Source organism: Actinobacillus genomosp. 2, from assembly GCF_029773605.1.
In the GTDB taxonomy this organism is placed as follows: Bacteria; Pseudomonadota; Gammaproteobacteria; order Enterobacterales; family Pasteurellaceae; genus Actinobacillus.
Genome location: NZ_CP103807.1, coordinates 484,913 through 507,682, shown reverse-complemented (window position 1 = coordinate 507,682; position 22,770 = coordinate 484,913). Strand labels below are relative to the sequence as shown.

Sequence of the window (22,770 nt, the reverse complement as noted above, 5' to 3'; positions counted from 1 at the left end):
AAAAGCGGTCGAAATTTGAAAAAAACTTGCAAAAATTCTTCAAATTTCGACCACTTGTTTATGCAAAATAATCTGCTATTTTAAGCTAAAATATTTCTTGCAATAATATCACCCATTTCACTGGTAGAAACCGGTGTATTTTCGTCCGCTAAATCACCAGTACGATAACCGTCCGCTAACGCTTTTTGAATTGCCGCTTCAATCGCATCCGCCGCCTCATTTAAGTTAAAGCTATAACGTAACATCATCGCTGCTGATAAAATTTGTGCGATTGGATTCGCAATATTTTTACCCGCGATATCCGGTGCCGAACCGCCTGCTGGCTCATATAAACCGAAACCATCTTCATTTAAACTTGCAGATGGTAACATTCCCATTGAACCAGTGATCATTGCTGCTTCATCCGAAATAATATCACCAAAAATATTCGAGCATAATAAAATATCAAAGGTTTCCGGCGCTTTGATTAATTGCATTGTTGCATTATCAATATACATATGTTCAAGTGTTACTTCCGGATATTCTTTAGCAATCTCACTTACTGTTTCACGCCATAAAATCGAGCTTTGTAATACGTTTGCTTTATCAATAGATGTCACTTTTTTGTTGCGTTTCATTGCCGATTCAAAAGCGACACGCGCAATACGCTCAATCTCATATTTATAATACACTTCCGTATCAAATGCTTTGGTTTGTGATCCTTCGCCTTCACGCCCTTTCGGCTGACCAAAATAAATCCCACCAGTTAACTCACGTACCACAACCATATCGAAGCCTTTCGCCGCAATATCTGCACGTAATGGACAGAATTTCTCTAAACCTTTATATAAAGTGGCCGGGCGTAAGTTACAGAATAATTTGAAATGTTTACGTAATGGAAGTAATGAACCACGCTCAGGCTGCTCATCCGGCGGTAAATTTACCCATTTAGGCCCACCTACTGAACCAAACAGAATCGCATCGGCTTCTTCACAGCCTTTTAAAGTATTTTCCGGTAGTGCTTTACCCTGTGCATCAATTGCCGCACCACCGATATTAAAATGATTAAAATTTAATTTAAAACCAAATTTTTGCTGTGCTGCTTCAAGCACCTTGAGCGCTTGAGCCATAATTTCAGGACCGATACCGTCCCCTGCTAAAACTGCAATGTTGTAAGTTTGCATACGAAATCCTCTTATTGTTATGAATTAAAGTTAAATATTCTAACTGAAAATTTAGTCTATTGGGTGGGAATTTGTGAAATTTAGGCTAGAATAATCAAGAATTTGAGGAACTATATGAAGACACACTTTCTAAAATTTATCGCAATTGTAATTTTTAGCCAAAATTTGACCGCCTGCGGTACAATCATCAGCCTAACTGAAGGTGATTACTCTGTTTACTCTGGAGTCACCAAAGATTTCAAAGCTATCCAAAACGGAGGAATCTTAAGCATCCCCGCAGTGGTTGATTTACCACTAAGTTTTGTGCTTGATACCTTAATACTACCGGTCACATTAAGTCAGTAGAAATAAAAGTATTTTTTATGTATATAAATAATCGCCTAATTGTTTTCTATTTAGTGTCTTCTTTGAGTTTGTCTTTGTCCGCTTTCCACTCAATCCATTTATAAGCCAAGGTTTCCAGCGTTTCTTCCTCTTTCTCCTTCGCTTTTAACTGATTAGCTTTATATTCGTAAGGGTCAATACCTTGGACTAATAAAGATTTAAATTCATCTCTAATTTTACGAGCTTGAGCTAGGCTGATTTCCGGGTATTTCCCGAAAGATTTTTTAGTGATTCGCTTCCCCGTTACCGGATGAATATAGCTGAAAATCCAGCTTTTAACGCCGCTAGGATAAATTCTTAATAGAAGACCGCTACTACCATCGCTCACTTGAAAAACGCTTGTCTGAGGTTTTAGATTCTTAATTTGGGTATCATTTAAAGGGTAATTTTTAATTGCCATAAAATAGTTACTTATGCAATGGCAAATAAGCGGAAAATCTATGCTTTTTGCCTGTTATTTTATCCATCATGATCCCTTGAAATTTCCCTTTTTATTCAAGGGATCATCCAAGGGATCATAAAACCATAGACAATAAGCAACAAAAAAGACAATAAAGGATTATATAAGACTTATAACTTGTTGATTTACAAAGGATTTAAGACAATAAAAGACAATATGCAACGGGTAAATGGTCCCCCTACCGAGTTTGAACCAACCCACACAAAGCATTGCAACACAACACTCTAAGAAAAATCAAATTCATTCCGTATAACCAAACGTATAACTAAATCAAAAAGTCATCTATAAATTAGTATATTTTACATACAATAATTCATATCGTAAGAATGGTTGGCGGAATGAATCCCGAAAAAGTAGGGAGTTCCCGAAATTATAGGGATTCATTGCACCGGCGTGATAGAGATTACTGTTTCGGTAAAAGCATTAGGGGGTGTCCTCAAATTTGAGGCAACCAGCTCAATATTGAGCCGGTTAATTTAGCCAATTAAAAACTGGATTTGTACAATATTTCTGCGAAGCTCAATGTTGAGCTTCGTCCAAAATTTATACGAACCTCAAATTTGAGGCAACCACTCAATGTTGAGCCGGTTATATTCCTGAAATAATAGGGAATTATTAGGAGTATATGAACACAATCCGCTAGAGGCAGAATCTACTTTTACTGTTTTGGTTAATGTTTTACTGTTTCGGTAAAAGTATTAGGGAGTCCTCAAATTTAGAGTGCGTCCAAAAGTGGGCATACCTCTCTAGGGTTGTTGCTGTGGTGTACTTATGTACACGACTACGAACCGTGGTCGTAATAGCCATAATTCGCCGGTAATAAAAAGCCCTATCTATATTCGGATAAGGTTCTTAGTGTTCTTTAGCTAGGATTCATTGCAACGGCTTAGTTGTGGTGATATGACCACAACTTATTAATGTTTGCCTGTGTCTGTGTGGGGATTTCCCCCATACAGTAGGCGTTCCTTACGTATCAGGCAACGGCTTACACCCACCCGTAGAACGTAATTGGGCTGGTTAAATGTTGGCGGTGTTGGGTGTAAGGTTTTATAAGGTTCTTTTATCGGTCAATTCATACGAAAATCGGATAATTCATACAATATTCAAGCGGTGGGATTTTGAGTTTAGGGGAAAGTGTGAGGGTAGGAATTTTGTCAGCAGTACGCGCGCGTATTGTTCCCTAAACTCGTTTAATTTTGCGGTTGTAAAAATTGAGTTCAAGGGACGGTTTCTGTTGCTCGTTGTTCGATATAGCAAGATAAAATTGATTTCCCCCCAAAAAAACCACTGTATAAGATTCTCACGCTTCCCCCTCTCTTATATATATGTAAAAATTCGTAGTCCAATAGTCCAATTAGTCCAAAAACTCACTTTTCTTTTTATATTCAATTGGTTACATAAAATTTTTTGGACTATTTTTTTTCCGTTTTGGACTATTTTAGGTGGCTTTTGGACTAAATGATTTTGAAGATTTTCATTTTTTTAACTTTAGCATTTAGTCCAAAAAGGGGGTGTTTTAGTCCAAAAATGGCGATTTTAGTCCAATGATAGTCCAATAATTTTACATCTAACTTATTGATATATAATGATTTCACACCTTAAAAAGGGTGTTTTGGACTATTGGACTATTAAAAATATGCTTCCTAATAGAAAGGGGGAATAAATTTATACAGGCTGTATAAAAAGTGCATTTTATAAACAATAAAGCATAACAAAAAAACCGCCAATAATGGCGGTCTGAATGTAGTTTAATGATATGGCTATTCGTCGCTATTCTCATTGAGAATCTCTACAAGATATGCCCTCGTTCTCTTTGGGTTGATCTTGTGCGGCATTCGTTGGAGGTATGCGTAGCCGTTGCCTTCTCCCTTGTGAAGAATCCCCGCTTTTAAAAGCACGGGTAAAGCGACCTCTTTCGTCTGCCCCTGTAAGGCTTCATCTTCAAATACGCTTTTGAATACAAAATAACGGTCATCTTCTACCAGTCGATAACCGGCTTTATTACTGATAGGTTTCTGTGTGCCGTCCGGTGGAAACTCTTCAAAACGAGTATCAGCATTTACCAATAGCCAACCGTTCACTTGTTCAATGATTTGAGTGTGTTTCTTCGAGTGCCAACCATAAGCATTTACCCATTCATTGAAGTTGGCCGTAATAGCGTTTGATATATCTTTTTCCGTCCATTGTAAAATATCCTTGGCCAACAATAAGGCGGTTTCAATGAGGGCGAATCTATCCGCCATCACTCGCTTAATTTGTGGCTCTGAATTATCCGGCAAGCTCTTTAATCGAGATTGTTTTACTTTATCGTATAACGCCTTTAATTCGCTTTTCTCTGCTTGAATCAAGTAAGTAATCCAATCTACGCCCACCGCACCAAAATAGCGAATGACGTTCGCATTTAGCATATCAGCGTGCGTTTTACCGTCCGCTAAGCCGTGAAACTCTGTCGCTCGTTTCATCGGGATATTAAGCAAGCGGACTAATTGCCCGGCATTGACTTTTATCCCTTGTTGCTTGAGATAGCTTTCTAAGCCCTCCTCCTCGGTGGAGAGATTCGTCACTAGCCATTTGATCGACTTGCGATTTCCCCCCTCTTTCGCACCTTGTAGCTTGCCTTGTCCGTTAAACAAGCTATAAGCAGTCTGTGCTACGGCTTTCGGACTGGCTTCACTGATTTCATCTAACGGCATAAATAGCCCGTTACGGCTAAAGGCTTCGTTCTGTAAGGCTAACGGTGTCGCATTCCACGCTGTACGGGTTTCTCTTGGGTGTCCGTAAATTGAGGAAGCAATATTTAAAGCGGTTGTTTTGCCGAATGTTGAATCTTCGTAGAGGTGTACGCCGTAGCCGTCCGCTTCTAAAAGTTTCAATAATGGCGCACTTAACGCAACGCCAACTGATAACATCATCGACGGATTGCCTACACAATAACGCCCTACATTATCTACCCAATCCGCTGTTGTTCCACTTACTCTGTACCCGTCAATATTCTGCGTTAAATTGCGGAAAATGGTTGGAGTTAGAGGTTGTCCTAGGGTTTCCCCGTTTGGCAAGATGAAAGCGGTTAAATCGTCATTCCAACCGGTTTTGTCAGTAATGTAATACTGCTTGGCGGTTCGGCTTTTAAATTGCAAATAATCCGCCAATTCCGCACGCAAGGCTTGCTTCGTTGTTACGGTAACATCATTACGCTTCAAATATTGCCAACCATCACGCTCGCCTACATCTTTCAATGGCATAACAAGCGGTCGTTCTTGCTTCTCTTTTTGCAAAATAATGAAATGTTCACTTTCGCCTTTACCTAGCCCAATTACCTCGACAAAATCGGATAACCATTTTTCGCTTTCGACTTTCTCACCGTCCACAATACGAGTAGTAACATAGTACAAGCCTTTTAATCCGCCACGCTTACGCATTTCTACACGTGGGGCGGTATCATCTTCGGGGTTAAGTGTGCGTTGCTCTAAAATTTCAGCAGTAGCGTGCTGTCCGTTCTTAATGCGTTGATATTCGCTTGTGAGATTCTCCGCCTCAAAACCTTCATCTACCCATTCTATGGCGGTAAGATTCGGGCAATGTTCTGCGAGGTTCATCAATACTCGGGTGCGAAAATCGTCTTTATCTTTCGCCAAAGTGGGGAGTTCCCCCACTTGGAATATTTTAATGAATCGCTGTGCGGTTGGTGCAAGTAACAAGCGGTCTAATTGGCTCAATTCTTTGCTATCCAACAAGCACGGAATCATATCATTGCCTAGCTTGAAGCTATCACGAATTAACGCCCATCTTTCGCCTTTGCCGGCTTCTGAACGGCTCATCGTACTATTCCATCGGTAATAGGCTTTGTGTGCGTCTCTTCCTGCTAGAATAATCCAATCGTTGAGGACATTCGTTTTTGCTAACTGGTCATCATAAAAGCGAATTTTGTTCATATTCCACCTCTTCGATCACTTCCTGTAAGTAAGTGTGAGCTTCGTCTAAGTATTGAAAGGCTTCCGCCAGTATTTCATCTCGGCTCATAAGCGTGCCGTTTTCACGCCCTACCGCACCGTTGCCAGTTAAAGCAATTTCAAAGAACATCTTCGCCATATCTAATGGCTGTTTAATTGTTCGGAGGGTGTCTAAATTATTCATCTTTGCCCCCCATTGCTCGTACGCTTACTGCGTAAATATGCTCGTTCTCATCCATTACTTGGCGTGCGATTTGCCATGCGTCACGGTGAGAAACATTTTCGGCTACGGAACTAGATTGCTGAATTTTTGTAGGAGAATCGGAAAAGGCGATTACTTGATATTTTGGTTCTAAATTATTCATCTTTTGCTACCTCCACCGCTTTTCGTTCACACTCCGCCAATTTGTAAGCGTTCAATGCTTCTGTTTGTGCTTCGTGAGCTTTGATTAATTCGAAAATATGGTCGTCACGTTGGCGGTGTGCCTGTTTGACCTGCTCAATAAGGTAAGTATTAAGCCCCAGTAAGCCATCGGCGATAGTGTTATTGTAAGCAAATCCACCCTCGCCATTTGTGCTTAGGTTCTCGGAATGATCAATGCTAATCGCATTGGCTAAACTATCCGCATAAAATAGCAATATATCGATTTTGTCGGTTTGTTCATAAATATCTGTGATCAATTTATTTGTGTTACGCATAGATCCACCCCCTTAAATATCCAAGTCGTCTAATCCGGTAAGGGAATTACTCATTAACTCCGCCACGCCCTCAAGGGCTGTACCGTAATCTATATACTCATCGTGTTGCGATAAGCTCATTGTTTGAATAATGGCTAGGACTTGCCATAACTGCTTACGTGCCTTTTTAATCGCTTGAATATCTTCAGCAGTTAGGGTAGTGGCTTGTGGTTTAACGGTTTGGTTACGCATAAACCACCTCCTTAACGGCAAAGAAAGGGCATACCATCGCTTTGGCTTGCTCTAAGCTATCGGCTTTAATACGCACGGTATAGCAAGGGAATGATGAAATCGGTTTTGAAGTGTTGCGTAAGTCTAAACGGCTTACGGCTTTGAATAGGTAGATCATGGCTGATAGCTCCACAAGTAAATTTTTAGAGTCTATCGCTTTGCTTTCCACGGCTTGGCGATAGCGTTTAGCGGGGTGGAAAACTGCGACTTGTGGAACACAGCCAACGATTAAACGTTGCCCACTAAACGCTACCATTGAGAGAAATGTAACCAATCCATTTTTGGTTTGGTTATTTTCTTTAGGTGTGTTTAGTCCACGAACAAAAAAAGCACGGTCATTGAAGGGCGTGCTAGTGTTCGCCACAAGTAAATTATTCGAGTTTCCACGCTCGGCTTCCGATTTTGCGAAAGCGAGAATAGCATAAACCTTATTCGCTAAACTTGTAAAGCAATTCTTTTTACAAGCGGTCGAATTTTCTTCATTTTTTGCAAATTCCGCCGATAGCACGGAATGAACCATATCTAAATAACCTTGCGGATTATTGTCGATTGTGTCGCTATTTGTTGTGATGTACTGTAAAATATTCATCGGTTAAATACCTTTTTTAGATTTTTGTTCTTGCCCTCTTAGCGTCGCTTTGAGGGCGTTTTTATTTGCTAATAAAGTCAAGTTTTACTAGTGGAACTTTTGAAAAAATGTTCCGCATCTATTCCATATCGTTACCGTTTTGTTACCGTTTCTGTCCTCGTTTTGTTGCTCGTGATAACTGTTTCAATATTGTTTTAAAACCTCTGATTTCTTGTAGAACGACTGTCGGTTGTGATGGTGTCCGCTTGCTGTATTCACTCATTCCACTTACTAAATCCGTGCGATAAGTTCGCTTTCTAAATCTTGGTAAGCGTTCCCCTCGTTCCGCCATTGCTTGCTTTTCTTGCTCGATTAGCTCCACGGTGCGATAGTCATTTAACAGTTCGCTTGCTTTGGCTCGTAGCGTTACCGCTTTCATTCGCTCGGCTCGTTCTGTACCTAATACGGCTTTTAAGGCGTGTGTTGCATTGCCCTTGTGGGCGTACTCAATAGCGAACCTTTGACGAATGCCTGTACCGTAGCCCATTGTGTTAGCTCCTTTAAAATTCATAGTAGTGTGTAGTAATTCGTAGTAGTAATAGCTCTACCATTCCGTATAACGCTCCCATTGGGATAGATTGTTTAAAATTTAGTCGCTCAATTTGAACCACTAAACCTTACCGCCAACATTTCGCCCAATTTGGCTTTGCGTTGTTGAAAGTCGATAATGCCTAAATCTAAAAGCATTTCATCCGCTTGTTCTAAGTAAGTGAGCTTTTCTAATTGCTCCGCATTGAATGCTTCTCTCGGCTCTGTAGTAATGCCGTGAGCTTGTTTCCATTGCTGAATACTCATACCTACCGCCAATGATGAAAGCATATTGGCTTCATTGGTGAATATGTGGCTTTCTGTAGGCTTCCCTAATCGCTCTCTACAACGTTTCAAGGCTTCGCAAGTACGTTTATAAGGTGTCATCGCCTCATTGCGTTTCTGCTTCCATTCTTGGCGGTATTGAGCCACCATATCCGGAGCAATCTGTGATAGCGTTTCCTCACACTTGATAAAATATTGACGGGCTAATTTCCCTTGCTGATTGCGTTCTAGCATTGCAATCTCTTTCGCCATTGAGAGGGTAATCAAGTAATCTTTACGATTGTGTCCACCTCGCTTATTTGAATTGTTCATTTTTTGCTTGATAAATTTATCAAGCAAAAAGTAATCTTTTCCTTCTTGAAATTGACCGGCTTCTACTGCATTTTTAAGCCAATGGGTAAATTCTTGCTTACTCTCTAAGAACTGCCATAAATCACGGGCATTGATTAATTGCTGTGGTAATCCGCCTTTTTGTAATGTTTGAATGACCGGTAATAATTCTTTTAATCCTTTCATCTTATTCTCCACTTTCTAATCGTTTCCAATTGCTTAATTCTTTTCGCATATAGCCATATTGAAGTCTGCCGGCTCTCGGTGTGTTTTTCTTGCTGTTCTGCTTCTAACATCTGAATGTGCGTATTAAGGCAAGTAATAAGCTCCTCAAGTGGGTAGGGTTCTTCATCGTTGTATAGGCTCTTAAATGTGAATGTTCCCTTATTTCGATATGTGTAGTAATGATTAAATGCGTGCTGAATTAATACTGTATTCATCTTGGCTATTTCACACTTCATACTGAATCACTCCTTTTACACTCCTTTCACCGGTTTACGTACTTTGTGCTGTAATTGCGCTTCCGTTGGCGTTGCTAACTGATTAAGTACGGATTCCGCCACCGTTGGCGGATAGGGAATCGCGGCGTTACGACTTACCGCTTTTCCATTTAGGAAAGTGATTAATCTCTCCGCTTGTGTTTTATCCGCTAAGAAATAGCGAAAATGCGTACCTCCGTTTTGGTTATGTTCTTGAATACGAATAAATTCAGTCTGTGTAATCGCTTCTAGTGCGTTGATCTCGTTTCGACCGCTGGTGATGCCTAATTCCCTCATTCCGTCCAGTTCAGAAAAACCGTTACGGCTTGCTAATAAATAGCTTCCTAGTTTTTCCTTGCGTGTAGTATTGGCGTTCATAAGCTCCCCCTACGAATTGATATAGGCTTGAATATCCGCTAATCGCCAACGAGTAGATCGCCCACATTTTTTCGGCTGTGGGAATGTGCCATTTTTTACATACTTATAAATGGTCGTAACTGAAAAGCCTGTTAGTGCCTTAACATCTTGAGCATCTAAAAGCTGTTTTTGTGGTGGTAGGGTAGTGATAGGGTTAGTTTCCATTTTATTTTCCTCTTGTTTTTAATAAAACTACATACATTTTCTATAGGTTTAATAAACTGATCGAGAGAGGAAAAAAGAGATGTTTTTTATTAGTAAAAATACAATGTGATTTTTTATTGATAAAAATTAGAAATGTTTTTTTATTAGTAGAAAAAAAGCGTAAAATCCTATTAGTAGAAAATCACGCTAATATTTTATTAGATGAATTTGATTGAGCCTTTTAATAGCTCGTATGCTTTTTTCTTAGTTGTTTGTCTTAATGTATCAATACCTTTTGGCTTATCCTTATCTTGCTTGTCTATAGGAAATAACAAATCCGATATTTCTCTATCCGTTAATTTTTCTCCTGTTACATTTTGCCATTGCATTAAGTCTATATAAGGTATAACCTTATTTTCAATTAAACTACTAATTTGACTATCCGAATATCGCTTTGAAACTGTTTCTTTGTGATGGCTTTCTTTTTGTCTAATATGTTTTAATTTTTCTTTGACTGCACTTAATATGGCTTCATCTGAAAACATTGTATCAATAACTATAACATTATCTAAGTCAGCAAAAGGGATATTGTGAGGAACATCTAATTCATCATAAAAACTAAGGTGTTTATAATCATTAGAAGTTTTTATTAGATTTGCCAATTTTTTTAGAAAATTAGCTCTTGTATTATCTTTGTCTAGTAAGATTTCATCATAGCAAGCAGAAAATAAGCTAAAATCAAAATTTGTTATTATTTCATCTATTGATGTTTCTTTGTTATGAAATTTTTGTTCTATAGATAGCATTTCAACATTTGACAGAATAAATCCTCCGACTGAGCTAATAAATTGATCTTCTGTCCTAGTAGTACCATCACTTGAAATTAGCTGATGTTCGTCTATTTCCATTTGAGTAAGTTTTCTTACCCATACAATACGATCCCATTGAGTTCTATTCATTGCATTTAAACACGCATATTTCTCTAAATTAAACCATTTGAAATTTACTACGCTTTCTTTAGGTATATATTCAAATAATTCTGTTTTTTTCATTTTTCACCTCGTTTTAATCTTAAGAAAAGCGGTCAAATTCCGCCAAAAATTTACTAAATACCAGTAGAGCAGCTTTCGACATAATCCGCCCATTGCTGCATTACATCTACACGCTGATCGAGATAATCAGAACGGTTATAGGCTTTTCGGGTTTGGTCTTTGATAACGTGGGCTAAACAAGCCTCTACCACGTCATAATTGACTAATTGTTCATTCAGGTAAGTAGAAGCTATCGACCTTAAACCGTGAGCGGTTAAACGCCCCTCATAGCCTAGTAATTTGATTGCCCTATTTGCTGTTTGGCTATTCATTGGTTGCTTGGGCTTTATCTCGCTTTGAAATATGAAAGGACTGTTACCCGTAATCTTTTTCATCTTTTCAAGTATGCGCAATGATTGGTTACTTAAGGGAATTACGTGCGGGCGCTTCATCTTCATTTTTTCAGCGGGTAATGTCCACGTTTTAGCTTCCCAGTCTATTTCGCTCCATAGTGCTTCGCTTGCTTCCCTAGGGCGTGTTATCGTGAGTAACTGCCACTTAATTAATAACTTCGTTTGTAAGGATAAATTGCTATCCCTCAAGGCTTCGAGAAATGCCGGCAATTCTTTCGGCGGAATGGTCGGATTATTTACGGCTTTAGGTGTGCTGAAATGCTCACTCACTTTTAAGCATTTGTTAAACTCGATTAAATCTGCATTTACCGCAAAATTTAATACTTCATTCAATAATCGAACCGATCGCTTGAGTGTATCGCCTAAACCTCGCTCTTTCGCCGGTTCCAACGCATTGATAACAATCCTCGGGCTAATATCAGTTATCGCTAAATGCCCTAACGTTGGCAAAATATGCTTATCTAAGATTGCCCTATTTTTTCGTAAGGTTTCCGCTTGAATCTCCCCGTGCTTTACATCATCAAGGCGTTTGCTGTGCCATAGCTCAACAATTTTCAATAAGGTATTTTCTCGCTTTGCTTGTTCTTCCCTCTCTAACTGTTGGCGGTGTTCTAGCGGATCAGCATTGACTGCTAATAGTGATAGGCACTCATCACGTTGCTTTCTCGCTTGTTGTAGAGATATATCAGGATAGCGTCCAAAACTTATTAAGGCTCTTTTCTTAGTAATTGGCTTATAGTAATTAAACCGCCACAATTTAGCCCCATTAGGTTTAATAAGTAGATAAAGTCCGCCACCATCAGAAAGGGTATATTCCTTCTCTTTAGCTTTGGCCCGCTCTATTTCGGTATTAGTAAGTGGTTTAGTTAATCTCGCCATTTCAGCCCTTTTAGTTATACGATTTTTTTAGTTATACGGAACATATAACTAAATGTATAACTAAAATTCACGGCTGTAAACGTATAAACACGAAAGAATACGTAAGAAAAAAGAATGAAAAAGTAAGATAAAGCTAGTAATATCAAGGCTTGAGCGTAAGAGTACGGAAGAATACGAAAGAGTAGAAAAGTGAAGTTGGTCCCCCCTACCGGACTTGAACCAGTGACCAAGCGATTATGAGTCGCCTGCTCTAACCGACTGAGCTAAGGGGGGATTAAGAAATGAGGCTGAATTATAGGAAAATTTTGGGTGTTCGTCTAGCGTTAGGCGAACACCCGGATAAAAAACATACTACATGATAAACTATACTTTATTCTGCACGCCAAATCAGACTTGCCATACGCCCGGTCTGCTTATCTCTTCGATAAGAGAAAAATCGTGCTTGCTCGGTAAAAGTACAATGCTCTCCACCGGAAATTTCGGTAATACCAAGTTTATTCAACCGCTGCCGAGCAATTTGGTAAAGATTTCCTAAAAATTTACCGCTTGTTGTCGGGTCCGTAACAAATGCCTGTTCTGCTTGTGGATCAAAGGCACAGAACTGATCAATCACTTCTTTGCCGACTTGAAAAGCATTCGGACCAATCGCTGGTCCTAACCATGCACAAATATCTGACGGCGAACAAGCAAATTCAGCCACCGTATTTTCTAATACACCATCACATAAACCTCGCCATCCAGCATGGGCGGCTGCCACTTCTTTTCCGTATTTACTATAGAAAAGTACCGGTAAACAATCTGCCGTCATCACTAAACAAACTTGATTCGGTTGATTGGTATAGACCGCATCCGCGTCTAAATTATCTCCGTCATATGGTAAACGAATCACTCGAGTACTGTGTGTTTGCGTTAAAAATAACGGAAGATGAGGTAAGCCGAACTGCTCTACCAATAACCAGCGATTTTGTCGCACATCCGAAGGATTATCACCGACATGCTCACCTAAATTAAAGCTATCAAAAGGTGCTTGGCTAACACCGCCTGTTCTGACAGTAGTAAAGGCACGAATATGCTCCGGTGCATTCCAATTTGGCGTAATGTTTTTCATTGCAAATTTTTCTCTAAAAAATGACCGCTTATTTGCGTACCGCAATCGCTTCAATTTCTAAGCCAACATCTTTTGGCAAACGAGCAACTTCAACACAAGAACGTGCCGGAAATGCCGGATGATTATTTTCTCGGAAAAATGCTTCATATTCAGCATTAACGGCTGCGAAATCATTTAGGTCTTTCACAAAAACGCTTGTTTTAACAATATCCGCTACGCTTAAACCGGCTTGTTCAATAATTGCTTTTACATTTTCTAATGATTGGCGAGCTTGTTGAGTAATATCTGTTGGAATCTCGCCTGTTTGCGGATTAACCGGAATTTGTCCTGATGTTAAAATAAGATTGCCTAAATCAACCGCTTGTACGTATGGGCCAATTGCTGCTGGTGCTTTTTCTGTATGAATAACTTTAGTCATAATGTATTCCTTCTTTTGATAATGAAAAATAGTGTGTTTAATGATAATATCTCCCACCTTTTATTTCTACCCCTAATCTCAAGAGAAATAGTATGAGCATTAATGTTACTGAAATTGTCCTTCATCAGATTCATCAAACAGAAGGCGAAATACCGGAGTTAAATACGGTACTTCGCGACAACCTGCTTGCCATTAGCCCCGAAGTGGAGCAAATGATGTTACAACTTCATCAGGCTTATCAAAGTAAAGCGAAGGCTTATGGTATATTTAGAAATGAATCTATTTTTGCTCAGCAACTTAATCGCCTATTAGAGCAGGAAACTGATTTTTTACCGTTTAGTCACAGTTGTGCGAAAATGCTCTCTAGCGAATTAGCGAAATATCCTTTTGCATCGGGCGGAACCTTTATCCTTTGCAGTTATAACTTTTTAGCCACGGATTATTTATTTATCGCATTGATTGATAGCCGTACCTCAATGTTAGTCGACGATCAATTAGATATTAAACGTACTGAATATTTGGATATTACTCAGTATGATATCGCTTGCCGTATCAATCTAACCGAATTAAAAATCAATGCACAATCAAATCGCTATTTAACCTTTATTAAAGGGCGAGTCGGACGCAAAATTGCGGATTTCTTTATGGATTTTCTGAGTGCTGAAGAGGGGCTAAACCCTCAACTACAGAATCAAACACTTTTACAAGCAGTAAGTGACTACTGTGATCAAGGTGAATTATCTTCCCCACAAACTCGTGAAATCAAAAAACAGGTATTTGAATACTGTAAAGGGCAAATGAATAGCGGAGAAGAAATTACATTAAGTGAATTATCTGAAGCACTACCAACACTTAATGAGGTTAATTTCGCACAATTTACTCAAGAACAAGAATACGGACTCGAAGAAAATATTCCACCTGTTCATAATGCGTTGAAAACCTTAACCAAATATTCAGGCTCAGGTAAAGGGGTAACAATCAGCTTTAATGCGGAATTACTCGGCGAACGTTTAATTTGGGATGAACTAAACGATACTTTGACAATCAAAGGATTACCGGCAAATTTGCGTGACCAATTAGAACGCAATAAATAATGGAAAAATTTTATCAGTTTGGGTATTATCTATCCAATCATTTTGAATACTTTAAAGGTCAATAAACATTATGAAAATGAAATCTCTTTTAGCTATCATATTACTTGCTGTAGGCGTAACATCTTGTTCTACAGTAAAAAAAGTTGTATATCGTATTGATGTTCCACAAGGTAACTACCTAGAGCAAGAAAAAATTGACCAAGTTAAAGTTGGTATGAATAAAGCTCAGGTGCAATATTTGCTGGGTACGCCGATGTTAAAAGACAGCTTTAATCAAGATCGTTGGAGTTATGTTTACATCAAGCGTGAAGGTTATAATGATCCTATTCAACATACTCTATTCGTTTATTTTAATTCTAAAGGTTTAGTCAGCGATATTAAATTGGATAAACCGATTGAAACAACTTTAGCTGAATAAATATGATGACCCACATTTTTGTGGGTTTTCTTTTACATACCATCATTAATTTTTCTAATCCTAACCCACTTCATTACTTTTTGTATACTCTTATATATTTTTTTAATTTTTATCTAAATTTATGCATTTTCTCTCTAAAAAATAGATATAAACATCCATAATTAGATCAATAAATAAACAATAAAACAAATTTTTGTAATTTATTTGATTATTTTTTTTAATTAATGCTTTTCAAATTTAAAATTGCTTGATAGACTCCAAGACATAGCAAAACACAACTCATTTCTTACAAAAATTTAAACATAACAGGAGTACTTTATGAGCGACTTAAACGCATTGTTCCAAAAAATCAAACAACGTGATCCTAACCAAGCTCCCTTCCACCAAGCGGTAGAAGAAGTTTTCGGTTCATTAGCACCCTTCCTTGCAAAAAATCCACAATATACTCAACAAGGTATCTTAGAACGTATTGTTGAGCCTGAGCGTGTGATTACTTTCCGTGTAACTTGGGTTGATGATAAAGGTCAAGTGCAAGTAAACCGTGGTTACCGTGTGCAAATGAACTCTGCGATTGGTCCTTATAAAGGCGGTATTCGTTTCCACCCAACTGTTGACTTAGGTGTTTTAAAATTCCTCGCATTTGAACAAGTATTCAAAAATGCCTTAACTACATTACCAATGGGTGGTGGCAAAGGTGGTTCAGATTTCGATCCAAAAGGCAAATCTGATGCCGAAGTCATGCGTTTCTGCCAAGCATTTATGACCGAATTATCTCGCCATATCGGTGCAGATACTGACGTACCGGCAGGTGACATCGGTGTTGGCGGTCGAGAAATCGGCTATATGTACGGTCAATATAAAAAATTACGTAATGAATTTGCTTCTGTATTAACCGGTAAAGGTCTAACCTGGGGTGGCAGCTTAATTCGTCCAGAAGCAACCGGCTACGGTGCGGTTTACTTTGCAGACGCAATGTTAGCAACTAAAGGTCAAGGCTTTGAAGGTAAACGTGTCGTTATCTCAGGTTCTGGTAACGTGGCACAATACGCAGCTGAAAAAGCGATTCAAAAAGGCGCGAAAGTCTTAACTGTCTCAGACTCAAATGGTTATGTGTTATTCCCTGAATCAGGTATGACAGAAAAACAATTAGCGGATTTATTAGTGTTGAAAAATGAACGTCGTGAACGTTTATCAGTATATGCGAAAGAACAAGGCATCCAATACTTTGAAGGTCAAAAACCATGGGGTGTGAAATGTGATATTGCACTTCCGTGTGCAACACAAAATGAATTAGACGGCGAAGCGGCAAAAGAATTAGTGAAAAACGGTTGTTTCTGTGTGGCTGAAGGCGCAAATATGCCGACTACACTTGAAGGAGTGGAAGTATTTATCGCGGCGAAAATCCTTTACGCACCGGGTAAAGCAGCAAATGCTGGTGGTGTAGCAACTTCAGGTTTAGAAATGAGCCAAAACGCAATTCGTTTATCTTGGACTCGTGAAGAAGTTGATCAACGTCTATTCAATATTATGACAGCGATTCACCAAAACTGTGTGGAAAACGGTACAGAATCAGACGGTTATGTGAACTATGTAAATGGTGCAAATATTGCGGGCTTCAAAAAAGTGGCGACAGCAATGTTAGAACAAGGTATCGTATAACGATTTCCACTAAAATAAGCCCTCTTCGGAGGGTTTATTTTTTGTGCGAAATAAAAGATTTATGCTATGCTATTCCAATTAAAGATAGGAATAACATTATGCAAAAAATTTTATTTACATTGCTCTGTACAACTTTGTGTCATACTGCTTTTGCAAATACTACTGAAAATTTGACCGCTGCTCCAGAACAAGCTAAATATAAAATTTCCGAAACAGATGTAAAAATCTTAATTCGTCAGTTAAATAACATTGAACAATGTATATTTCCCGGATTAGCTAAATCTGATTACCAGAAAATTTACGATAATTGGTCTGTGTCAGAAAATATGACGATGTTCTATTTTCAACAAAACTTATTAAAAGACCTGATTGGCGAACAAAATACACAACTCATTGAAAAAGACAAAGGCTCACGCCACTATTTCGAACAAATGCATGAGAAATACAATCACCAAAAAGCTAATGTTGACAAATCTCGTTGCGAAGACTTCAAGCCAATCTATGCTCAGATTAAACAACGGATTGAATCCTCAATACCACAAATATATAAGTAAACGATCATACAACAAAAAGCCCTTGAATCTTCTCAGACTCAAGGGCTGTATTTTTATGCTTGAATTTAGTTTTCGTTATGAATTTCTAAATTGGTTGCCTGTTTTGCCGCTTTGGCTTTCGCTTTGTCGTTACGTGCGCAGGCAATGGCATCAAGATAAGATTTATCAACATCACCAGTAATATATTCGCCGGTAAATACAGAAGCATCAAAATTATGAATTGCCGGATTCTCTGTTTGCACCGCTTTATAAAGTGCTTCAAGATCTTGGAAAATCAACTTATCTACGCCAATCATTTCCGCCACTTCCTCAACAGAGCGATCATACGCCACAAGTTCTTCACAAGTTGGCATATCAATACCATATACGTTCGGGTAACGAATTTCCGGTGCAGCAGACGCAAAGTAAACTTTTTTTGCACCGGCAGCACGTGCCATTTCAACAATCTGCTCAGATGTCGTACCACGTACAATAGAGTCATCAACTAATAAAACATTTTTGCCCTTAAACTCGCTTGCAATCGCATTTAATTTACGGCGTACTGAGCTTTTACGTTGTGCTTGTCCTGGCATAATGAAGGTGCGTGCCACATAACGGTTTTTCACAAAGCCTTGACGATAAGGTTTATATAAGACATTTGCAATACGTACGGCAATATCATTTGAGGTTTCAGGGATTGGAATAACCACATCAATTTCATCAACCATTCTACCCCATTCACGTTTAATTTTTTCGCCTAATAACTCACCCATATGTACGCGAGCACCATAAACAGATACGCCATCAATTACGGAATCCGGTCGAGCAAAATAAACATATTCGAAAATACATGGGTTTAATTTCGGATTATCCGCACAAATTGCTGAATGTAATTCACCTTCAAAAGTAATATAAACCGCTTCACCTGGGTTTACGTCACGTACAAATTCAAAACCAACAATATCTAAGGCAACGCTTTCGGAAGCAAACATATATTCTGTTTTACCTTCTACAACACGTTTACCTAATACTAACGGACGAATACCGAACGGATCACGGAACGCTACCATACCGTGACCGATAATCATTGCAATACACGCATAAGCACCACGAATCACTTCGTTGGTTTTACGTACCGTTTCAAAGATATTTTCAGGGGTTAAATGCGCTGTCGGATATTGATCTAAATAGTGAGCAAAAATATTCAATAATGATTCTGAATCCGAATTGGTATTAACGTGACGGCGAGCTTCTTTGAATAAGCGTTCTTTTAATTCAGCATTATTGGTTAAGTTACCATTGTGAACTAAAGTTAAACCGAAAGGTGAGTTTACATAGAAAGGTTGTGCTTCTGAAACGCTTGATGAGCCGGCAGTCGGGTAACGAACATGGCCGATACCCGCATTACCTTGTAATCTGAGCATATGTTCTTGATGAAACACATCACTTACTAAGCCATTAGCTTTGCGTAAGCGGAAACGGTTTTCATCATCAATTGTGACGATACCTGCGGCATCTTGCCCGCGATGTTGAAGTAATGTTAAACCATCATAAATCGCCTGATTAACCGGCGATCCCCCAATAATGCCGACAATGCCGCACATATCAAAAACCTCTCTATTTAGTCGAATTTAAAAAGCTGGAATTAGCTTGTAGTTGTTCAAAGAACCATTTCACAATAAAGTCAAAGTGTGGAATGAGTTGAGACTCTTTCCATAATTCCGTTTGGCTTGCAGATGAGAAAGTATCTAAGAAGAATAAAACTGCCGCAACAATCAAAATACCACGCAATGCACCAAATGCACCACCCAATACTCTATCCGTTGCAGATAATCCTGTTGTATCAACAAGTTTGCTTAAAAGTGTCGTAATTACACCACAAATAATCAACGTAATAATGAAAAGAACAGCAGCGGCAACCCCATTACGTAAATATTCCGAATTTTGTAGATATACCGAATTAACCTGTGTTAAGTAACCACTAAGATAAGGATAAAAACCGCTAGCAACAAAGAATGCTACGACCCAACCGGCAAGTGAAAGCACTTCACTTATAAAACCTCGCCAAAGACTGACCAAGATAGAAAATGCAATTAATCCGATGATAATAATGTCAACCATAAAAACCTCTAAAGGCTAAGAACCTATATTCTACAAAAAAAGAAAACGTTTGCGTAGAGCAAACTTCATAAAAAACGCATAATATATGCTAAAAAATTTACAAGCGGTTCAAATTTGCAAAAATTTTGAAAAATTTGACCGATTGCCTCTTTGGCTAATCCGCATTATACCCTACATCATCTAATGTAGGGTTATTTGCACCGGCTTTAGCCAACTCATCGCAAATTTCATTTTCACGATGACCCGAATGGCCTTTTACCCAAGCCCACTCAATTGTGTGACGCTGAATCTCTTGATCTAGCATTATCCACAAATCTTTATTTTTAACCGGCTTACCATTTGCCGTTTTCCAGTTATTTTTCTTCCAGTTGAAAATCCATTTAGTGATGCCGTCTTTCATATATTGGCTATCTGAATTCAACTGCACTTGGCAAGGCTCTTTTAACATTGCCAACGCTTCAATCACCGCACGCAATTCCATCCGGTTATTGGTAGTCTGAAAGTAGCCTTTGCTGACCTGCTTTTCATGTCCGTTGTAACGCAATACAATGCCGATTCCACCTTTACCAGGGTTACCCAAGCACGAACCGTCCGTAAATATTTCAACTAATTTCATTTGCAAAAAATTCTTAATTTTTGACCGCTTAATTTAAAAATTGATGAAAAAAATGAAAGCCCCAAAGCGTAAACTATTGGGGCTTTTGATTGATTCTAAATTTTCTGAAGCATTAGATCAAGATTACTTTTTACCAAGTTGCGGTAATACGTTGTTTTGAACGGATAATAAACCTGTCTCGGTATAGATACCTAATTTACCGCGCGTATCCACGATATCTAAGTTACGCATAGTTAATTGACCGATACGATCCGCCGGTGTAAACGGTGCATCTTCTACTTTTTCCATACTTAAACGTTCCGCTTCGTAGGTTAAGTTTGGTGATTCGGTATTTAAAATGGTGAAGTCATTACCGCGACGTAATTCTAAGGTTACGGTACCGGTAATCGCTTTTGCCACCCAACGTTGAGCCGTTTCACGTAACATTAACGCTTGTGGATCGAACCAACGACCTTGGTATAATAAACGACCTAAACGTAAACCGTTAATGCGATATTGTTCGATTGTATCTTCGTTGTGGATACCGGTCACTAAACGCTCGTAAGCGATGTGTAATAACGCCATTCCTGGTGCTTCATAGATACCGCGAGATTTCGCTTCGATAATGCGGTTTTCGATTTGATCCGACATACCTAAACCGTGACGACCACCGATACGGTTTGCTTCTAAAATTAATTCAACCGCATCTTCGATACGTTTACCGTTTAATGCCACCGGCACACCTTCTTCGAAGGTCACAGACACGGTTTCAGGTTTAATTTCTACATTTTCGTCCCAGAATGCTACACCCATAATCGGTTTCACAATTTTCATACCAGTACTTAATTCTTCTAAATCTTTCGCTTCGTGGGTCGCACCTAACATATTCGAATCTGTTGAGTATGCTTTTTCTACCGACATTTTGTAGTCAAAACCGTTAGCGATTAAGAATTGAGACATTTCAAAACGACCGCCAAGCTCATCGATGAAAAGCTGGTCTAACCAAGGTTTATAGATTTTTAATTTTGGATTGGTTAATAAGCCGTAACGGTAGAAACGCTCAATATCATTACCTTTAAAAGTTGAACCGTCACCCCAGATATTTACGTCATCTTCTTTCATTGCAGCAACAAGCATTGTACCGGTTACCGCACGACCAAGTGGCGTCGTATTGAAATATGGAATACCGCCGGTTGAAATATGGAAAGCACCACATTGAATCGCTGCGATACCCTCATGTGCTAATTGAGCACGACAGTCAATTAAACGAGCATTTTCCGCACCGTATTCCATCGCTTTTCTCGGAATTGCATTATAGTCGTCTTCATCCGGTTGACCTAAGTTTGCAGTATAAGCATAAGGCACTGCACCTTTTTTACGCATCCAAAGTAATGCGGCTGACGTATCTAAACCACCGGAAAATGCGATACCTACTTTTTGACCTAACGGGAGAGATTCTAAAATTGTTGCTGACATACGAATTCCTATAAATTTTTAAATATAAGTAAAACTGACGCAAACGGTTGCATTTGTGCCATTCCATCTATTCTAGTCCAATTCTATAAAAATTACATCTAAAATTTCGGCAGAAATTTTTTAGCGTTAAACAATGCTATAACAAGAGATAAACAAGCGGTTAAATTTCCATAATTTTTTACCAAAAATTCTGCTTAGAAAATGCTAAAATAGTGCCTAATTTGTTTTAAAGGTTGGTAAACATGAAAAAGATTCTCGTTATTCGCAATGACAAAATCGGTGATTTTATGGTTTGTTTTCCGGCATTTGCGATGCTAAAACAAGCTATGCCGAATGTAGAAATTACCGCATTAGTGCCGAGCTATACCGCACCGCTCGCTGAACTATGTCCTTCAATTGATCACGTGATTATCGACACCCCGAATAAAAAAGATAAAGCTGAATTTCAGCGTGTTTTACAATCGGTTAAAAATTCAGAATTTGATGCAGTAATCAGTTTTGTTTCCGATTGGTATAATGCGAAATTGGCTTGGAAAAGCGGCATTAAACACCGCCTTGCTCCGGCAACTAAAGTTTTTCAATTTCTATATAACCAACGTTTAACGCAACGCCGTTCGCAATCGGCAAAAGCGGAAAGCGAATATAATCTCGATTTGGCTCGTGCTTTTCTACAAAAACACCATATTGCAGCAGTTGAACCTCAGCCACCTTACTTAAAATTCAGTGAAGAGCAAATTGCACAACAAAAAATAAAATTAGCAAAAAATCTGCAAATTTCAACCGCTTGTAAATGGTTATTTGTGCATGCATCTACCGGCGGTTCGGCAACCAGTTTATCTATTGAACAATATGCAAAAATGCTGAATTGCATCGCCAAAGAAACCAATTGTGAAATTGTACTGACTGCTGGTAAAGGCGAAAGCGAAAAAGCTCACCAATTAGCGAAACAAATTACTGCGACTCAAGCGGTTGTGTATGATAAAAATGATGGTTTACAAGATTTTGCCTGTTCGATTGCTTGTGCCGATCTATTTATTGCCGGTTCAACCGGACCTTTACATATTGCTGGAGCGTTGAATGTCGCTACTATCGGTTTTTATCCGAGCCGTTTATCTGCATTACCTCGCCGTTGGCGTCCAATCAATGAAGATGGTAAACACTTAGCCTTTATGCCACCTGAAGCTAAGAAAAAAACACAACAAATGAATTTGGGACTCATCTCTATTGACGAAGCTCTTAAAACTATTATTCCTTTTGTAAAGAACATTTGGTATTCATAAGAATTGTT

At 38.8% G+C, this 22,770-nt stretch carries 26 protein-coding genes and 1 tRNA gene; 6 read left to right on the top strand and 21 right to left on the bottom strand.

Going from position 1 to position 22,770, the window contains the following annotated elements:
* Window positions 1-80 precede the first annotated feature (80 nt).
* Window positions 81-1,163, bottom strand: coding sequence for a 3-isopropylmalate dehydrogenase (gene leuB / locus NYR60_RS02425; RefSeq protein ID WP_279467578.1), 1,083 nt, complete (start codon window positions 1,161-1,163; stop codon window positions 81-83).
* 114 nt (window positions 1,164-1,277) lie between these two features.
* Between leuB and NYR60_RS02420 the strand changes: the two genes are divergently transcribed.
* Window positions 1,278-1,508, top strand: a complete 231-nt coding sequence (locus NYR60_RS02420) for a YceK/YidQ family lipoprotein (protein WP_279467577.1) — start codon at window positions 1,278-1,280, stop codon at window positions 1,506-1,508.
* A gap of 46 nt (window positions 1,509-1,554) precedes the next feature.
* On the opposite strand, the gene NYR60_RS02415 is transcribed toward NYR60_RS02420, so the two are convergent.
* The 16 genes from NYR60_RS02415 to NYR60_RS02340 all read right to left on the bottom strand — a co-directional run bounded on the left by NYR60_RS02415 (window position 1,555) and on the right by NYR60_RS02340 (window position 13,586).
* On the bottom strand, window positions 1,555-1,947 hold the full coding sequence (locus NYR60_RS02415) for an integrase arm-type DNA-binding domain-containing protein (protein ID WP_279467576.1): 393 nt from the start codon (window positions 1,945-1,947) through the stop codon (window positions 1,555-1,557).
* Between the two features lie 1,820 nt (window positions 1,948-3,767).
* On the bottom strand, window positions 3,768-5,939 hold the full coding sequence (locus NYR60_RS02410; protein ID WP_279467575.1) for a DUF927 domain-containing protein: 2,172 nt from the start codon (window positions 5,937-5,939) through the stop codon (window positions 3,768-3,770).
* Window positions 5,917-6,141 (bottom strand): hypothetical protein, encoded by a 225-nt coding sequence (locus NYR60_RS02405; protein ID WP_279467574.1) that lies wholly within the window; start codon window positions 6,139-6,141, stop codon window positions 5,917-5,919. The genes NYR60_RS02410 and NYR60_RS02405 overlap by 23 nt, the downstream gene beginning before the upstream one ends.
* A complete protein-coding gene (locus tag NYR60_RS02400; protein ID WP_279467573.1) occupies window positions 6,134-6,322 on the bottom strand; it encodes a hypothetical protein in 189 nt (62 codons plus the stop codon). The genes NYR60_RS02405 and NYR60_RS02400 overlap by 8 nt, the downstream gene beginning before the upstream one ends.
* Entirely contained in the window at window positions 6,315-6,656 is a 342-nt protein-coding gene (locus tag NYR60_RS02395; RefSeq protein WP_279467572.1) for a hypothetical protein, read from the bottom strand. The genes NYR60_RS02400 and NYR60_RS02395 overlap by 8 nt, the downstream gene beginning before the upstream one ends.
* A gap of 12 nt (window positions 6,657-6,668) precedes the next feature.
* Window positions 6,669-6,887, bottom strand: coding sequence for a hypothetical protein (locus tag NYR60_RS02390; RefSeq protein WP_279467571.1), 219 nt, complete (start codon window positions 6,885-6,887; stop codon window positions 6,669-6,671).
* Window positions 6,880-7,515, bottom strand: coding sequence for an ash family protein (locus NYR60_RS02385; RefSeq protein WP_279467570.1), 636 nt, complete (start codon window positions 7,513-7,515; stop codon window positions 6,880-6,882). Before NYR60_RS02385 ends, NYR60_RS02390 begins: the two co-directional genes overlap by 8 nt.
* A gap of 142 nt (window positions 7,516-7,657) precedes the next feature.
* The gene (locus NYR60_RS02380; RefSeq protein ID WP_279467569.1) at window positions 7,658-8,041 is read right to left on the bottom strand and encodes a hypothetical protein; all 384 of its coding nucleotides are present in this window, start codon (window positions 8,039-8,041) and stop codon (window positions 7,658-7,660) included.
* A gap of 110 nt (window positions 8,042-8,151) precedes the next feature.
* Window positions 8,152-8,883 (bottom strand): antA/AntB antirepressor family protein, encoded by a 732-nt coding sequence (locus NYR60_RS02375; protein WP_279467568.1) that lies wholly within the window; start codon window positions 8,881-8,883, stop codon window positions 8,152-8,154.
* Between the two features lie 290 nt (window positions 8,884-9,173).
* Window positions 9,174-9,554 carry a hypothetical protein gene (locus NYR60_RS02370; protein ID WP_279467567.1) on the bottom strand — a complete coding sequence of 127 codons (381 nt, stop codon included), beginning with the start codon at window positions 9,552-9,554 and terminating at the stop codon, window positions 9,174-9,176.
* Between the two features lie 9 nt (window positions 9,555-9,563).
* Window positions 9,564-9,758, bottom strand: a complete 195-nt coding sequence (locus NYR60_RS02365) for a helix-turn-helix transcriptional regulator (RefSeq protein WP_279467566.1) — start codon at window positions 9,756-9,758, stop codon at window positions 9,564-9,566.
* 197 nt (window positions 9,759-9,955) lie between these two features.
* Complete coding sequence (locus NYR60_RS02360; protein ID WP_279467565.1) at window positions 9,956-10,789, bottom strand: DUF6387 family protein; 834 nt, start codon at window positions 10,787-10,789, stop codon at window positions 9,956-9,958.
* 53 nt (window positions 10,790-10,842) lie between these two features.
* On the bottom strand, window positions 10,843-12,060 hold the full coding sequence (locus tag NYR60_RS02355) for a tyrosine-type recombinase/integrase (RefSeq protein WP_279467564.1): 1,218 nt from the start codon (window positions 12,058-12,060) through the stop codon (window positions 10,843-10,845).
* A 196-nt stretch (window positions 12,061-12,256) separates the two neighbouring features.
* Window positions 12,257-12,333 (bottom strand) — tRNA-Ile (locus tag NYR60_RS02350).
* 97 nt (window positions 12,334-12,430) lie between these two features.
* Window positions 12,431-13,168, bottom strand: a complete 738-nt coding sequence (pgeF, locus tag NYR60_RS02345; RefSeq protein WP_279467563.1) for a peptidoglycan editing factor PgeF — start codon at window positions 13,166-13,168, stop codon at window positions 12,431-12,433.
* Window positions 13,169-13,196: 28 nt separating this feature from the next.
* Complete coding sequence (locus tag NYR60_RS02340; protein WP_279467562.1) at window positions 13,197-13,586, bottom strand: RidA family protein; 390 nt, start codon at window positions 13,584-13,586, stop codon at window positions 13,197-13,199.
* A 92-nt stretch (window positions 13,587-13,678) separates the two neighbouring features.
* Between NYR60_RS02340 and yejK the strand changes: the two genes are divergently transcribed.
* The 4 genes from yejK (at window position 13,679) to NYR60_RS02320 (ending at window position 17,311) form a co-directional block, all read left to right on the top strand.
* On the top strand, window positions 13,679-14,680 hold the full coding sequence (yejK, locus tag NYR60_RS02335; RefSeq protein WP_279467561.1) for a nucleoid-associated protein YejK: 1,002 nt from the start codon (window positions 13,679-13,681) through the stop codon (window positions 14,678-14,680).
* A gap of 70 nt (window positions 14,681-14,750) precedes the next feature.
* Window positions 14,751-15,098, top strand: a complete 348-nt coding sequence (gene bamE, locus NYR60_RS02330) for an outer membrane protein assembly factor BamE (RefSeq protein WP_279467560.1) — start codon at window positions 14,751-14,753, stop codon at window positions 15,096-15,098.
* A gap of 318 nt (window positions 15,099-15,416) precedes the next feature.
* Window positions 15,417-16,757, top strand: coding sequence for an NADP-specific glutamate dehydrogenase (gene gdhA / locus NYR60_RS02325; RefSeq protein ID WP_279467559.1), 1,341 nt, complete (start codon window positions 15,417-15,419; stop codon window positions 16,755-16,757).
* A 95-nt stretch (window positions 16,758-16,852) separates the two neighbouring features.
* Window positions 16,853-17,311: a DUF5358 family protein gene (locus NYR60_RS02320; protein ID WP_279467955.1), complete on the top strand. Its 459-nt coding sequence runs from the start codon at window positions 16,853-16,855 to the stop codon at window positions 17,309-17,311.
* Between the two features lie 65 nt (window positions 17,312-17,376).
* Here the strand turns inward: NYR60_RS02320 and purF are convergent, their stop codons facing one another.
* The 4 genes from purF to argG form a co-directional block, all read right to left on the bottom strand.
* A complete protein-coding gene (purF, locus tag NYR60_RS02315) occupies window positions 17,377-18,894 on the bottom strand; it encodes an amidophosphoribosyltransferase (protein ID WP_279467558.1) in 1,518 nt (505 codons plus the stop codon).
* A gap of 13 nt (window positions 18,895-18,907) precedes the next feature.
* Window positions 18,908-19,411: a CvpA family protein gene (locus tag NYR60_RS02310; RefSeq protein ID WP_279467557.1), complete on the bottom strand. Its 504-nt coding sequence runs from the start codon at window positions 19,409-19,411 to the stop codon at window positions 18,908-18,910.
* A gap of 154 nt (window positions 19,412-19,565) precedes the next feature.
* Window positions 19,566-20,027 (bottom strand): ribonuclease HI, encoded by a 462-nt coding sequence (rnhA, locus tag NYR60_RS02305; RefSeq protein ID WP_279467556.1) that lies wholly within the window; start codon window positions 20,025-20,027, stop codon window positions 19,566-19,568.
* A gap of 123 nt (window positions 20,028-20,150) precedes the next feature.
* Window positions 20,151-21,482 (bottom strand): argininosuccinate synthase, encoded by a 1,332-nt coding sequence (argG, locus tag NYR60_RS02300; RefSeq protein WP_279467555.1) that lies wholly within the window; start codon window positions 21,480-21,482, stop codon window positions 20,151-20,153.
* Between the two features lie 242 nt (window positions 21,483-21,724).
* On the opposite strand from argG, the gene NYR60_RS02295 reads away from it, so the two are divergent.
* Complete coding sequence (locus tag NYR60_RS02295) at window positions 21,725-22,762, top strand: glycosyltransferase family 9 protein (protein WP_279467554.1); 1,038 nt, start codon at window positions 21,725-21,727, stop codon at window positions 22,760-22,762.
* Window positions 22,763-22,770 lie beyond the last annotated feature (8 nt).

What these genes read in the sequence shown, in the direction of transcription:
- NYR60_RS02355 (WP_279467564.1), bottom strand. Translation starts at nt 12,060, where the DNA reads ATGGCGAGATTAACTAAACCACTTACTAATACCGAAATAGAGCGGGCC.
- NYR60_RS02410 (WP_279467575.1), bottom strand. Translation starts at nt 5,939, where the DNA reads ATGAACAAAATTCGCTTTTATGATGACCAGTTAGCAAAAACGAATGTC.
- pgeF (WP_279467563.1), bottom strand. Translation starts at nt 13,168, where the DNA reads ATGAAAAACATTACGCCAAATTGGAATGCACCGGAGCATATTCGTGCC.
- NYR60_RS02400 (WP_279467573.1), bottom strand. Translation starts at nt 6,322, where the DNA reads ATGAATAATTTAGAACCAAAATATCAAGTAATCGCCTTTTCCGATTCT.
- gdhA (WP_279467559.1), top strand. Translation starts at nt 15,417, where the DNA reads ATGAGCGACTTAAACGCATTGTTCCAAAAAATCAAACAACGTGATCCT.
- NYR60_RS02360 (WP_279467565.1), bottom strand. Translation starts at nt 10,789, where the DNA reads ATGAAAAAAACAGAATTATTTGAATATATACCTAAAGAAAGCGTAGTA.
- bamE (WP_279467560.1), top strand. Translation starts at nt 14,751, where the DNA reads ATGAAAATGAAATCTCTTTTAGCTATCATATTACTTGCTGTAGGCGTA.
- NYR60_RS02375 (WP_279467568.1), bottom strand. Translation starts at nt 8,883, where the DNA reads ATGAAAGGATTAAAAGAATTATTACCGGTCATTCAAACATTACAAAAA.
- NYR60_RS02340 (WP_279467562.1), bottom strand. Translation starts at nt 13,586, where the DNA reads ATGACTAAAGTTATTCATACAGAAAAAGCACCAGCAGCAATTGGCCCA.
- leuB (WP_279467578.1), bottom strand. Translation starts at nt 1,163, where the DNA reads ATGCAAACTTACAACATTGCAGTTTTAGCAGGGGACGGTATCGGTCCT.
- NYR60_RS02395 (WP_279467572.1), bottom strand. Translation starts at nt 6,656, where the DNA reads ATGCGTAACACAAATAAATTGATCACAGATATTTATGAACAAACCGAC.
- rnhA (WP_279467556.1), bottom strand. Translation starts at nt 20,027, where the DNA reads ATGAAATTAGTTGAAATATTTACGGACGGTTCGTGCTTGGGTAACCCT.
- NYR60_RS02385 (WP_279467570.1), bottom strand. Translation starts at nt 7,515, where the DNA reads ATGAATATTTTACAGTACATCACAACAAATAGCGACACAATCGACAAT.
- NYR60_RS02390 (WP_279467571.1), bottom strand. Translation starts at nt 6,887, where the DNA reads ATGCGTAACCAAACCGTTAAACCACAAGCCACTACCCTAACTGCTGAA.
- NYR60_RS02420 (WP_279467577.1), top strand. Translation starts at nt 1,278, where the DNA reads ATGAAGACACACTTTCTAAAATTTATCGCAATTGTAATTTTTAGCCAA.
- NYR60_RS02310 (WP_279467557.1), bottom strand. Translation starts at nt 19,411, where the DNA reads ATGGTTGACATTATTATCATCGGATTAATTGCATTTTCTATCTTGGTC.
- NYR60_RS02295 (WP_279467554.1), top strand. Translation starts at nt 21,725, where the DNA reads ATGAAAAAGATTCTCGTTATTCGCAATGACAAAATCGGTGATTTTATG.
- NYR60_RS02370 (WP_279467567.1), bottom strand. Translation starts at nt 9,554, where the DNA reads ATGAACGCCAATACTACACGCAAGGAAAAACTAGGAAGCTATTTATTA.
- yejK (WP_279467561.1), top strand. Translation starts at nt 13,679, where the DNA reads ATGAGCATTAATGTTACTGAAATTGTCCTTCATCAGATTCATCAAACA.
- NYR60_RS02365 (WP_279467566.1), bottom strand. Translation starts at nt 9,758, where the DNA reads ATGGAAACTAACCCTATCACTACCCTACCACCACAAAAACAGCTTTTA.
- NYR60_RS02415 (WP_279467576.1), bottom strand. Translation starts at nt 1,947, where the DNA reads ATGGCAATTAAAAATTACCCTTTAAATGATACCCAAATTAAGAATCTA.
- NYR60_RS02405 (WP_279467574.1), bottom strand. Translation starts at nt 6,141, where the DNA reads ATGAATAATTTAGACACCCTCCGAACAATTAAACAGCCATTAGATATG.
- purF (WP_279467558.1), bottom strand. Translation starts at nt 18,894, where the DNA reads ATGTGCGGCATTGTCGGCATTATTGGGGGATCGCCGGTTAATCAGGCG.
- argG (WP_279467555.1), bottom strand. Translation starts at nt 21,482, where the DNA reads ATGTCAGCAACAATTTTAGAATCTCTCCCGTTAGGTCAAAAAGTAGGT.
- NYR60_RS02380 (WP_279467569.1), bottom strand. Translation starts at nt 8,041, where the DNA reads ATGGGCTACGGTACAGGCATTCGTCAAAGGTTCGCTATTGAGTACGCC.